Consider the following 12,789-nt stretch of genomic DNA (forward strand, 5'->3'; position numbering starts at 1 on the left):
CGTTTTTATTGAGGGGCACCTTTTAACATTTCGTTCTCGCTGCCGCAAGGCGCAATCGTTTGTCACGGTTCAGCCCCGGACGTTAACGTTATCGTGTAAAAAAAGATATCGCGGGGAGTAAAAAGAAAAGAATGCGCGCCGATATAGAGAGTTACGGGTGAAAGACGACGAGTATAAAATGTGTGAATAACTCTGGACGAAAAGTACGACACCCTACAGAATACATTTAGTATTTTTTCAGTATTTTCAAAAAGGTGAATCAGACCTGGTATCTGTTATCCGTTTTTGAGCCACGCCAGGCATCAACGTCATGAATAAGATCATTAAACGTTTAGAGATCATCAAAAGCGCCATCGAACTTGAGGACGAAGAGATTATCCGTCAGCAGCTCATCTACCTGAAAAATGAGCCGCAGGATGCTGTAATCAGCGCGATTGCCCAGGCGATTGAAGCCCGTCGTTTCAGTGACGCCATGCAAGAGATCTCCGCCTGGCTACAGGCCCAACGGGCGCTCTCGACGTGGCAAGATCCCTCTATCGCCGCCAGTAAACTGGAGCTGAAAGCGCTTGAAGCCCAACTTCGCGATCTGATTGACAAACGAAATGCGCGGGTACAAATCCTCGACGATTTCAACGACCTCTATCATCTGCGTCTCGGGCCGTTGATGAGCCGTATTCTGGAGTTGCGTAAACAGCTCGCTGTAAATATGCAGCGTAAGCAAGAAGCTGAAATAAAACGCCGGGAAAAGGATTATCAATCCTGCCTGCAATTTATTTCCCAGGCCGTGGATCAACTGGCAACGCTAAAACAGCAGTGGACAGGATTGAATGCCGCCTCGCGGGAAGCGGTGGGCATCCGTCAGCGAATCCAGCAGCAGACGGAGTTAATCACCGCGTTGCTGGAGGAAATTCGCGAGCTGGAAGCGGATTTTTCCCATCAGGACGACAGCACATCCCGCCAGGCGCAGGAGGACGCGGAACAGGACTATCACCAGTACCGGAAGCAGCAGCAGGAAGCGCAATTTCGCTACGCCCGCGATCAACGTTTGTCGGCTGACGAACGCAGTGAATTAAAACGTCTGTGGCGCCAGGCCAGCCGCTTGTGCCACCCGGATGTGGTCGCCGATGAATTGAAAGAAAAAGCGCACCAGATGATGGTACAGCTTAATCAGGCGCGGCAGAATGCCGATCTGGCGGCAATTCGCGCGTTATTGACGCAGTTGCAAAGCGGTCTGGAACCGATGATGGCAAGCGACAGGCTAAATAACCTGGAACATCTGCGCCATAAAATACGCCAGCTCCGCACGCAAATCGACGCGCTGTTGAAAGAGATTACGCAACTGGAAGCGGAAAACGCCTGGCGGCTCGCCTCTTCCGTTACGGATAAGGAGGCCTATTTCTCCGAGCAGGAACGAGCGCTAACCGAAATTCGCAATACGCTGGAGGCGCAGGTTCAACAGGTGGAACAGGAACTTCTGACAGGGTAGTCCATCAGCCATAAACAGATTGTCGGATGACGCTTGCTCAACCATCCGACGAATCGTGGCATAAAAGGGTCAGAGGGTCGCTACTGTCGCTGTAAAAGTAGCGAACGGGCGGAATCCGCCATGATCATCACCGCGCCTGCCAGCATTAATGTATCTTTTAATACCAGCCGTCCGGCGCCCGATAAATACGGGAAACCATAATGCGCATCGCCCAGCGGCATAACCCAGGCCTCCGGCGTGGTGATTAAAAACGATAGCGTGACAAATGGCGTCAGGAATGCCAGTACGCCGCCCGCCAGCCCTAACCAGCGGCTGAAAGGGTTAGCCAGTACCAGCGCCGCGATAATTAATTCCACCACGCCCAGACCATCCGAAAACGCATACGTATTATTGGCTGTTTGCCAGGCGCGTTCCTCCGGTTTTAATTCGCCCTCATGAGTCAGATGCTGACGATATTCCTCCGGATGTTCATAGAAAAATGACATAAACGGACTGTTCGCCACAAACGGGGTAATACTGTCTGCCTCATAGGGCACAAATTTCAGTAATCCAATCCAGATAAAAACGATGGCGATACTCAGGCGAATTAAGGTTAATCCAAGCCGATCCCCCCGACTTAACAGACGAAGATATTTATCCATACCAGGCCCTCCTTATTTATATAAAATCGCAGTGGCATAACCTGTATTATCAATACGCATTGACGTAATTTTCCATGACGACGCCTGTTTACTTTGCGCCAGTCTGGCAATAGCGTCTTCAAGCATCGACGGCGTCGCTGAAACCGCAGAAACGCTGATATATTCAACGTCAGCTAGCGGCTGGGCGGAGGCGGAAAATGCCAGCGGCGCAGCCAATAATGAGGTAATAAACGTTGTAACTTTTAACATCGTGATTTCCAGTCGTGGGTTATTTCAATGGTGTTATAATACGTTACTCCTTACTAAAGCCTTTTCTTTCAGACGCCAGCATATTTGTCCTGGCGTATTTTTATGGCCTAACAGGCAAAAAAAAAGCCCTGATTAACAGGGCTATGCTATTTATGTTTTACTTAATGAGAGAAAAGAGATCGTTTAAGGACTCGCTCATTGTAGGATGGGTAAATATCTGATCGCGTAACACCGTATAAGGTAAATCCGCATCCATAACGGTTTTAACGATATTAATCATTTCATGAGAATCGACGCATAACAATGATACGCCTAAGATACGCTGCGTATTCACGTCCACTACCGCTTTTAGTACGCCACGGGTATCGTCCATAACACGGGCGCGAGGGATCGCCGCCACCGGTAATGTCGCCACCTGCACCGTTGCGCCGCTCGCCCGTGCTTGTTCTTCCGTTAGCCCGACACGAGAGAGCGGCGGCGTCATAAAGACGGAATACGGCACGTTCTGGCGATCGCGGGTACTGCGTTTGCCATCCCCCAATAAACCGTCTCGTACAATACGAAAATCATCCAGTGAAATATAGGTAAACTGCAACCCACCGGTAACGTCGCCCATCGCCCAGATATTTTCCGCCGTGGTACGCAGATAATCATCCACGATGATCCCACCGCGTTCGTTCACCGCCACTCCGGCATTCTGCAACTGTAAGCCAGTCGTCGCCGGTTTTCGCCCCGACGCCACCAGCAGGGCATCCACAAGATGCGCGCCTTCCGGCGTTTCTAATTGTACCGCGCCCTCCTGTGAGGATACGGCCTGTACGCTGGCGTTTAAAATCAGCTCGACACCCTTTTCCTGCAAAATGCGGGCAATTGCCTGCGCGATATCCCGATCTTCACGAGGCAGGAATTGCGGTGCTGCTTCGAAGATAGTGACCTTCGTACCGAAGTTGGCGAACATTGAGGCAAATTCAAGGCCAATATAACCGCCGCCTAAAATCCCCAGGCGCGCCGGGCGCTGGCTCAGGCTGAGTAGCCCGGTGCTATCGAACACCCCCGCCGTAGTTGTTAAGCCCGTAATTGCCGGGATCGCCGACTCTGCGCCAGTATTAATGAAGATCTTTTCTCCCCGTAACACCCGCTCGCCGTCCGCCTGAAATACTCGTAAGGTATGGTTATCAATAAACTCCGCCCTTCCCTCAATCACATCGACATTGTCCAGGTCGGCAAGATTATGAAAATTTTTGTCGCGTAAAAAATTTACGACCGCCACTTTACGTTGCATGGCGGCAGAAAAATCGCCCTCACGTTCCGCGTCATGCACCAGCGTTTTCGTTGGAATACAGCCAATGTTGATACAGGTTCCGCCGAACATACTGGCGGACTGTTCGATAATCGCCACGCGCCATCCCGTCTTCGCCAGAGTTGCCGCCAACGTTTTTCCTGCCTTGCCAAAACCAATAATGAGCGCCTGATACTGTGTCATCTTCTTTCTCCGCCAAATCACCCTCTGTTTGTCAGGCCTAGTATAAGTAACGTCAGAAAAAACAGAGTTATTCGCAACGCGCCATTTTTTGTCTTATCGTCTAAATTAGCGTTTGGCGAAAACAAGGGTAGAAATGATATTAAGTCCGAAATATAGTGACGATAGACAGGAATAGTTATCCCTATTTTTTAACAACAATCTGTTCTGGAGTCTATATGGACGCGCTTAGTCGGCTATTGATGCTTAACGACCCTCAGGGCTCAATCGACAAGAATTGCCCGTTAGGCGGCGACTGGCAGTTGCCGCACGCCGCTGGCGAGCTATCGGTGATTCGTTGGCATACCGTTACGCAGGGCGAAGCGCAACTGGAAATGCCTACCGGCGACGCCATGACGCTTACGCCGGGAAGGGTGGTGATTCTGCCGCAAAACTCCGCCCACCGTTTGCGCCAGTCTGGCGAAGCACCGACGCATATCGTGTGCGGTAGTCTACGCCTGCACACGACGTCACGTTATTTTCTTACCGCGTTGCCGGAAGTGTTATGTCTTGCCCCGCCGCCGCATAGCCCCGCCAGTATCTGGTTTAACGCCGCCATTTTGCTGTTACAGCAGGAGTCAGAACGCCATTTACCCGGCGCTGACGTCTTATGCAGTCAGCAGTGCGCCACTCTGTTTACCCTCGCTGTTCGCGACTGGTTGTCGCAGGCTGGCACGGCGAAAAACGTGCTCAATTTATTACTGCATCCCCGACTGGGCCGCGTGATTATTCACATGCTGGAAACACCGGCACATCCCTGGACGGTCGAAACGCTGGCGCAACGGGTACACATGTCGCGGGCGAGCTTCGCCCAGCTATTTCGCGACGTGTCCGCTACGACGCCTTTAGCCGTGTTAACGACGCTGCGCCTACAAATTGCCGCCCAGACCCTGTCACGTGAAGCGCTGCCGGTGATGGTGATTGCCGAGTCGGTAGGTTATGCGAGCGAATCTTCTTTTCACAAAGCTTTTGTCCGCGAATTCAGTTGTACGCCAGGCGAGTACCGCAAACGGGCCAACACGCTCGGACGATAAACGTACGCCGAACCCGCCTGCAGTTTGAGCTGCCCGGAAAACGCCACGCTGGTACCGGGTTTTAGCTGTACCTGTTCAGCGATGGCTTTTTTAAGATCGTTAACCAGTAGAGTAATCTGACATTATCGTCATTATTCCGTCACGCGCCAGACCCAACGACTGTTTTATTATTTCTCTTATTAACCCACACCGGAGAAATAAGATGAATAAGTTTACATCCCTTTTAGCTGTCGTTTTTTTATCTCGGCTGGCGTAAACGCCGCTGAGAAAATGGAATCCCGTCAGTTATCCACCACGGCGCATGAAATGATGAATAACGGTGACGCCTTCGCACATCAGCAAATGGCTCAGATACAGAAAACCAGCGCCCCGGCAACCGTGGCGCAGCGACAAAATGCGCCCCCTTTTCTGAAATGGACGACTATGAAAAAGCAATGGTCGTCCATCAATCGATGAATAATGCCCATTCTTTCGCCCATGAGATTCATGGCAGAGGAGCACCATAAACAGATTAGACGCAACTAGTTATTTGTATATTTAACGTCACGTACTGCGGATGGCGCAACATCGCCGCCGCAGAAGCATACAGATTAACCTAATTTTGAAGAGGTTAAATGACGCGCCCTGCAGGATTCGAACCTGCGCCCCACCTGACACAAAGAAACGCTATTTGGCATCAGCGAGCCGACACGATTTCAATCGTCAGTAGAGATAACGCTTACAGGAAACTGGCGTGCCAAGTTTGATCCAGCGCAGCGGATACGGGTAGCGCACGATAATTAATTTACGCTGTTAATTGAGGGATTACAGGGGCTGCCTTATCGTTTTTCATTAGTATCCTATTGAAACGCCTGATATGGACGGCAGGCCTCACCCTATCCCCTGCTCCGGGCTGATCGGAGTGATTTTAGAAAAACATGAAGCCTGCGTGATTTTCTATAACACTTAAACAAAACTTTCGATACCTTTTGATTTTCTTCTTTATCGCTTTTTAAGTCTTTTATTGCTTAAAAATACTTTCGATATGTTTTTTTGTGATCTAGCGTAAGGAAACGAAAGCATGTAAAAGATAATATATCTGCGAGTTGGCAGCCAGCAAACACTCATTGCCCATACCTGATGTCCGGACCACATTTTTCCGGCAGTGGATCTACAGATGCAGGAAACCTCCCTATAAATCCTGCAATGTAGCGTATTTCTATAATTACAAGGGTTAGATATCATTATGAAAGCGAAGTTGTTAGTTACTTCTGGAACAGCAGTCTGTCTGGGGATCATTGCTACACTTCTGCCCGTCTGCGTTCACGCTGCGAAAGTGAATGCAACACTGAGTTGGGTGACGGGAGATTACGGTACACCATATGATTACAGTGGTCCGCGCCTGGATATGAACCTTAATCCTGACGGTTCTAACTGGTACTATGATTTAGGTTTTCGTAAACAATTCCACGACTCCCGCCAGCGCTATCAACGTGCTGAGGCTATGGTCGGCTATCGTTTCCGTTTTGACGAGGGTTGGATCCAACCGAGCTTTCGTATTCGTGAAGATTTAACCACTTACGATAACGGCAATCGAACTACCATTGATTTTTATACCGCACATTTGACCGGCCAGCGTCTGTTATCTGAACGTTTTACATTTGCGAGCAGTGTGATTCTGGGTATTGAACGTGAAGAGGTAAATACGGCATCGAATCAATCTGTACGCCGTGCAGATCGCTTAACCTGGGAAATTGAACCAGGCGTACGTTTCAAGTCGAGTGCCAATACCATGATGACGTTGAACTATTTTAATGCTGGTAAACGCAGTGACAAAGGCGATACCTGGGGATTGACCGATAACTCAAGAAACCAGCAAATGCGTTTCTATTTTAACTGGAATACGCCAATTGGTCTGGTGCTCACCCCATATGTTCGCTATGCCCTTAATTATGGTGAAACGTCCGGATGGTACGAAAGCGCGGCATACAGTGAAACCAAAACAAAAAGTAAAGTTAACCGTTTAGCCCTGCAAATGGCTTACCCTTTATCCGATAGCTTCCGACTTCAGGCAGAATACTATATTGAAGATGTTAAATATAAAAAAGGCTATACCATGGGTAAAGAAGACTCTTCATCTAAATATATGAAAGTTGGTGTACGCGCAACATTCTGAATATTTACTTATGCCTGGCATAGAAACGTAAAATCCAGCATTAAATAATTCCGGGTTTCAATACAGTATTAGATTCATTCCTGAGAAATGGAAGGTGTTATTATGTCTAAAAATTTTAGGGCAAAAATTCTCGCGGTCAGTATATCCACTATTTTACTATCAACTGCATTTAATACAGCTGCGAGTGTTTGTCCACCTTATACACCTGCGGGCAGTACTTGTGATGCAATAATTGCCTCCGATGGTAAAGCCGTGACCTTAACGTCAGACTTATACGTTGCCGAAGGTAATGCTCTGACCTATACTGGCAACACGCCATTTGTCGCCCAGTATATCCGTAAAAACATTACTGTTAGCGGAGAAAATGCGTACGCTATCTACGCCGATGGTAATACGTTTTTTAATAATAATATTAACCTTGAAAAAGGGATTAATATTATCAGTGAAAATGGCACAGCAATTAAAATTGACGGTTCATTTAAACAACCGGCCGTTCCTAATATAGGTATATCAATAAAAGATGGGTCGACGGTTAAAGGTAAAGAAAATGCCATTGACTTCTCAGGAGCAAAGACAGCTCTGAGAATAGATGTCAACGGTAACGTCTACGGGAATATTGTAGGCAATGGTCTGGAAGGAAATAAGATTAACTTTGCTTACCAGGGCGGAGCACAGCAAGGGTTATTTGATGGTTATACTATTTCCGGGGTTGAGAAAATAGATAACTGGGGGAATCTAAGCATCATTGCTAAAGACAGGACCATTTTCTGGAGTGGTGATTTTAATAATAAAAAAAATGCGATTTTGGATTTTAAGATTGGTAACTCCGCTAATTTAAACACACCTCTATTATTGATTGAAGGCAAGACCGTATTTAATACAGGAAGTAAGGCATTATTCTCTTATGTAGGGAGTAACATCAACGATATCGTCAATAAGGATATCATCCTCATTCAATCAAATGGGGGAATGAGTGGTACTGTTGAGGTCGGACAAGGTGGCGTAAACGCGGTTAGCGATCTTTCGCCATTGCTAAAACAAATCGACTCCTGGATAACCACCACCGATCCGGTTGTCAATGGTGGCATTCAAGGCAATCAACTGGTGGTACGCTACGGGGTGAACTACGAAGGCGGTGATAATTTTGTCAACATCGCTAAACAAGGTGGCATAAGTGAGCAAAGGCTCCAGGCAGCAAGTTATATCGTTAACTATGCACTGTCCGAATACAACAAAACTCAGTCCGTACGAAGCGGTGAACTCCTGGCACTGTTAACCTCAGCGGGTAACAGTAATACAGGCGACGACGGTGCGAATTCATCTGTTGTTGACAGCGGCAGCAATGGTATTGCCCGGTTAGTTGAACAATTAACCCCGAATGCTGAAGGCAGTGAGGTCCGCGCCGCCCTGCGTGTGGTCGATAAGATGCGTGATCAGGCAAATAACCGTAGCTTCTATTTACGCAATCAGGAGACCGCAACGCCGTGGAATTTCTGGGCGCAAACTCTGTATACGCATGGACGCCAGGGCAATGAGGCTGATATTTTCGGTTATCAAACTAATGCTTATGGCATAAATATTGGTATGGATCGCCGCTTCAGAGATGAAGCTTTATTCGGTGTCGCTTTCGGTTATCAAAACAGCCATATAAATATAAATGGTTATGGTAATACAAAAGATGTAAATAGCTATGAAGCTATGGCCTATACTGGTTGGTTCAACGACCGCTATTTTATTAACGGTAACATTAATATGGGCTATAATAAAAATAGCAGCACCCGTAATATTGGTTCCTTAAATGGTTATCAGGGAAATACCAGGGCTGAAGCCGACTATAACAGCTTGCAGATGGGTTATCAGGCCAGCGCCGGTATAACATTTGACCTTGATATCGTTAAATTACAGCCGCGAGTAGAATATAACTATCAGTGGTTCCGGGTGGAAGATTATGCCGAAAGCGGTTCACCAGCCAGTCTGGAAGTAGATCGGCAGTCTTATTCAGTGAAACACCTGGGTGCCGGTTTTACCGCCTTCAATACCTACGATTTGGCGTTTGGTAAATTTACCCCATCACTCTCCTTAATGGGATACCGTGATTTAAATGATTCAGAAGTCATAACCGAAACTGCGGGTTTAGTGATGGATCAGGGTAAAGGCAAAGGCCGTTTCACTATCACCGGCGATAGCATCGGTAATGATATTTTTGAAGCCACACTGAAATCTTCTTTAACGCTAAAAAATAATATTATCCTGGACAGTAATTTGAATTACTACAAACGTGATGGTTATAACGAAGGATATATAGGTCTGAGCGTTTCTAAATACTTTTAAGTGCAAGTCGCCAGAACTCTTTTGTAGGTATAACGCATCGGGATACAGCATGACCTGTATCCCGATGGGTATCGCCTCTCTTCATTTCTCTGTTGCATCCTTTTATTGAGTAGCGAAGATTATGTATACACCTTTCAGATTTAAACTTATAGCCCTCACCGTCGCAACCTTGCTGGGAGCAGCCGCCTGTACATCACATCCATCAGTGAATAACGCTAAAAGTACAAATAATGAAATCAATAAAAAAATGCTGATGCAGGCGTCGATTATTGATTTTGACGGCAATAGCATCCCTGATTTTGTCTCCGCAAGTAAAGATTCAACACTGTCGTTGAGTCCTGAGCGCTATATCATGGGCAATAAATCGCTTAAATGGGACTGGCAGGCGGGCAGTACCGTGACGATTCATCACCCTATCAAACAAGTACCCGACTCTGTTGCGTCTAAGATATGGGGTCGTAAAGCCACGCAAGTGCTCTCGTTTTGGATTTATAACGAAAGTCCGGTTGACGATTACATGATTGTTGATCTTGGCCGCGGCCTGGGACCTTCTGGCTCACCTGATACCGGCATTAAAGTCAAAATGAACTTTAGCGGCTGGCGCGCAATCGGCGTTTCACTGCAAAACGATCTTGAAGGACGCGAAATTGAAGGCTTGGGCATCAGCGAAAACGAAGCCGGTGAGAGCGGCGCCCGCAATACCATTGCCAGTGGGGCAAAAAGTGATATGGATGACATTCGCTTTAAAGCGCCGCTTAAAGCGCCCTCCGGCACTTTTTATATCGACCGTATCATGTTGTCTATCGATGACGCTCGCTATCAATGGTCTGATGACCAGGTAAAAACGCGGCTTCACATTCCAGAAATTGATTTCCGGCTACCTAAAAAATTACCGACCCCAACGGCAAGTGAGTTAGCCGCTACTGAGGGCATTCGCGATGCCCTGGTACGCGTATTTATCCAAGGGAAAATCGACGAGAGTGGACTGGTCATTGTCGATAATTACGAAAAATTACGCAGTGAATTTGCAGCATTACGTATTAAACGTAACGCAGAGGGTAAATTGTCCGGGCGGCATATAATTACAGATAAACAGAAGGTATTGTATCAACCTGAATTTATGAGCGCCGTCGACAAACAGCGTTTTGACGATTATGTTTATCTCGCTGATTATGCCACGCTGATGTTTAATATCAGCCGTGCCTATCAGATCAGTACTGTGCCTGCGCAGCGTCAGGAACTGGTCGACATGTATATACTGATGACCCAACATTTATTGGATCAGGGATTCGTTGACGGCAGCGCGCTGGTTACGACCCACCACTGGGGATACAGTTCTCGTTGGTGGTATATCTCGGCGATGATGATGAGCGATGAACTGGAAAAACATCAGTTACGTCAGCAGGTCGCTGATGCCCTGCTGTGGTATTCACGGGAATTCAAAGCTAACTTTGACATGCAACCGGGGCCCGAGAGTTCGGATCTGGACTATTTTAATACACTTTCGCGTCAGCACTTAGCACTGCTGATGCTTGAGCCCGATCCGGCAAAACGTATTGCATTATTAAAACGTTTTGGTGAGTATATCAACGTGGCGCTGTCGCAAATCCCACCCGGCGCACAAGATGGCCTACGTCCTGACGGTACGGCATGGCGTCACGAAGGCAACTATCCAGGTTACTCATTCCCGGCTTTTAAAAATGCCAGCCAGCTGGTTTACATGCTGCAAGGCTCGCCGTTTGAGGTCAGCAAAGAAGGACGTGCTGCGCTGAAAAAAGCGATGGTTTCAGCATGGATTTACAGCAACCCGGCGACCTCAATGGGACTCGCGGGTCGTCACCCGTTCAATTCATCAAGCGTGAAATTATTCCAGGACTCGTTCCGGTGGTTGGCCCTGACCGGCAATCCGCAAACCGGCGAAAAAGTGGATAAAGATCTGGCCGCCATCTATCTGCAAATTACCAGAACGCCAGAGAGCGAAAGCGAAGCGCTCTTTGGTCAGACAATTAAGCCCGCTTCTTTACCTCAGGGTAACTGGACCTTTAACGGCGGCGCGTTCGGAATTCATCGTTTTAGCGACAAAATGGTGACCCTGAAAGCCTACAACAGCAATGTTTGGTCTTCAGAGATTTACTATGCCGATAACCGTTATGGCCGCTATCAAAGTCATGGTGCTGTTCAGGTTCTGCCTTATGGTAGCCAGAAAGAGATAGGTTTTACACAAGACGGCTGGGACTGGAACCGCAATCCGGGGACCACCACGATTCATTTACCGTTAGCCGAGCTGGACAGCCCTAACCCGCATACGCTGATGTTACGTGGCGATCAGCCTTTCAGCGGTCATTCATCGTTGGCGGGTAAATATGGTATGTTCGCCTTTAAGTTTGATGCGCCATCAATGCCGAAATTTGATAGCAGCTTTACTGCCCGTAAAACCGCGTTAGAGACGGAAAATCGTCTGGTTTTATTAGGCAGTAATATTAGCAACAGTACGACTAAATACCCAACAGAAACAACGCTTTTCCAGCACGGCATCACGGATAAAGCGCACGCTCTATGGGTGAACGGCGAACGCATTACCGCATTCCCGTATCAGCGTACTCTTGGGGAAGGTGATTGGTTAATCGACGGTCATGGTACCGGTTATTTATTAACGGCCGGCGCGAAAGGAGAAGTACGCCGTCAGCATCAGGTCTCGGCGAATAATAAAACCCGTAAACCAACGGAAGCTGACATCAGCGTGGCGTGGCTCTCTCACGGCAAGAAACCACAAGATGCTGAATATGAGTACCTGATGGTGCTTGAAGCCACGCCCGGGAGTATGCAACAGTTGGCTAACGATTATCGCGCAGGCAAGAAACCGTATGAGGTATTGCGTAAAGACAATGTTGCACACATTGTGCGTGATAATGTGACCCAAACCATCGGTTATACCGCATTTAGTGCGGTGACACCTGCCGACGGCGTGGTGAAAAATATTCCTCAGCCCGCGATAATTATGACCCAATCACGGGGAGACAAAGAACTTATTGTTAGCGGCGTTACACCAGACCTGAACATGACCCGAACCACGGCGGCAACCCCGGTGCCTATTTCAGTGACGCTTAACGGTCAGTGGCAGGCTAGCGCCCCGAACCCGCAGGTTAGCGTCAGGACCGCGGGAGGTACCACGGAGTTGACGTTCTCGAGCTATTTTGGTATTCCGCAGGAGATAACTCTGAAGCAACAGCCGTAGCCAGGTTAGTCATTGCGTTAATAAATATCCTCCGACATAGCTCTGCCTCTTATACATAAATCCCCCGACAATTTTGTCGGGGGATTTTTTGAATCTTTTCCCCGTACTGTGATCTTTCTTTAATACTCCCTCCACTTCT

Annotated in this window: 9 protein-coding genes and 1 pseudogene; 6 read left to right on the forward strand and 4 right to left on the reverse strand. The window is 47.9% G+C overall.

Features of this window, described 5'->3' with window-relative positions; all coding sequences use genetic code 11:
• Positions 1 to 310: 310 nt before the first annotated feature.
• Positions 311 to 1,486, forward strand: a complete 1,176-nt coding sequence (locus AC3G3F_RS14910) for a DNA repair protein (protein WP_488395247.1) — start codon at positions 311 to 313, stop codon at positions 1,484 to 1,486.
• 80 nt (positions 1,487 to 1,566) lie between these two features.
• On the opposite strand, the gene rclC is transcribed toward AC3G3F_RS14910, so the two are convergent.
• The 3 genes from rclC to rclA form a co-directional block, all read right to left on the reverse strand.
• Complete coding sequence (gene rclC, locus AC3G3F_RS14915) at positions 1,567 to 2,127, reverse strand: reactive chlorine resistance membrane protein RclC (protein ID WP_023246757.1); 561 nt, start codon at positions 2,125 to 2,127, stop codon at positions 1,567 to 1,569.
• Positions 2,128 to 2,139: 12 nt separating this feature from the next.
• A complete protein-coding gene (gene rclB / locus AC3G3F_RS14920; protein ID WP_053529289.1) occupies positions 2,140 to 2,376 on the reverse strand; it encodes a reactive chlorine resistance periplasmic protein RclB in 237 nt (78 codons plus the stop codon).
• Between the two features lie 157 nt (positions 2,377 to 2,533).
• Positions 2,534 to 3,859: a reactive chlorine resistance oxidoreductase RclA gene (gene rclA / locus AC3G3F_RS14925; RefSeq protein ID WP_079796331.1), complete on the reverse strand. Its 1,326-nt coding sequence runs from the start codon at positions 3,857 to 3,859 to the stop codon at positions 2,534 to 2,536.
• 215 nt (positions 3,860 to 4,074) lie between these two features.
• Here rclA and rclR point away from each other — a divergent pair, with 215 nt between their 5' ends.
• Positions 4,075 to 4,929 (forward strand): reactive chlorine-specific transcriptional regulator RclR, encoded by an 855-nt coding sequence (rclR, locus tag AC3G3F_RS14930; protein WP_053508485.1) that lies wholly within the window; start codon positions 4,075 to 4,077, stop codon positions 4,927 to 4,929.
• Between the two features lie 20 nt (positions 4,930 to 4,949).
• On the opposite strand, the pseudogene AC3G3F_RS14935 reads toward rclR, so the two are convergent.
• Positions 4,950 to 5,036: pseudogene (locus AC3G3F_RS14935) on the reverse strand (hypothetical protein); the annotation flags it as partial.
• Between the two features lie 306 nt (positions 5,037 to 5,342).
• Between AC3G3F_RS14935 and AC3G3F_RS14940 the strand changes: the two are divergent.
• The 4 genes from AC3G3F_RS14940 to AC3G3F_RS14955 all read left to right on the forward strand — a co-directional run bounded on the left by AC3G3F_RS14940 (position 5,343) and on the right by AC3G3F_RS14955 (position 12,650).
• Positions 5,343 to 5,435, forward strand: coding sequence for a hypothetical protein (locus tag AC3G3F_RS14940; protein WP_488395249.1), 93 nt, complete (start codon positions 5,343 to 5,345; stop codon positions 5,433 to 5,435).
• 719 nt (positions 5,436 to 6,154) lie between these two features.
• A complete protein-coding gene (locus AC3G3F_RS14945) occupies positions 6,155 to 7,084 on the forward strand; it encodes an OmpG porin family protein (RefSeq protein WP_023246751.1) in 930 nt (309 codons plus the stop codon).
• Positions 7,085 to 7,186: 102 nt separating this feature from the next.
• The gene (locus AC3G3F_RS14950) at positions 7,187 to 9,415 is read left to right on the forward strand and encodes an autotransporter family protein (protein ID WP_488395251.1); all 2,229 of its coding nucleotides are present in this window, start codon (positions 7,187 to 7,189) and stop codon (positions 9,413 to 9,415) included.
• A gap of 121 nt (positions 9,416 to 9,536) precedes the next feature.
• Entirely contained in the window at positions 9,537 to 12,650 is a 3,114-nt protein-coding gene (locus AC3G3F_RS14955) for a chondroitinase family polysaccharide lyase (protein ID WP_023246749.1), read from the forward strand.
• Positions 12,651 to 12,789: the final 139 nt, after the last annotated feature.

It is taken from the genome of Salmonella sp. FC25216 (assembly GCF_057751355.1).

Coding starts and splice junctions, on each gene's coding strand:
- AC3G3F_RS14910 (WP_488395247.1), top strand. CDS start 311: ATGAATAAGATCATTAAACGTTTAGAGATCATCAAAAGCGCCATCGAA.
- rclB (WP_053529289.1), bottom strand. CDS start 2,376: ATGTTAAAAGTTACAACGTTTATTACCTCATTATTGGCTGCGCCGCTG.
- AC3G3F_RS14950 (WP_488395251.1), top strand. CDS start 7,187: ATGTCTAAAAATTTTAGGGCAAAAATTCTCGCGGTCAGTATATCCACT.
- rclA (WP_079796331.1), bottom strand. CDS start 3,859: ATGACACAGTATCAGGCGCTCATTATTGGTTTTGGCAAGGCAGGAAAA.
- AC3G3F_RS14940 (WP_488395249.1), top strand. CDS start 5,343: ATGGACGACTATGAAAAAGCAATGGTCGTCCATCAATCGATGAATAAT.
- rclR (WP_053508485.1), top strand. CDS start 4,075: ATGGACGCGCTTAGTCGGCTATTGATGCTTAACGACCCTCAGGGCTCA.
- AC3G3F_RS14945 (WP_023246751.1), top strand. CDS start 6,155: ATGAAAGCGAAGTTGTTAGTTACTTCTGGAACAGCAGTCTGTCTGGGG.
- rclC (WP_023246757.1), bottom strand. CDS start 2,127: ATGGATAAATATCTTCGTCTGTTAAGTCGGGGGGATCGGCTTGGATTA.
- AC3G3F_RS14955 (WP_023246749.1), top strand. CDS start 9,537: ATGTATACACCTTTCAGATTTAAACTTATAGCCCTCACCGTCGCAACC.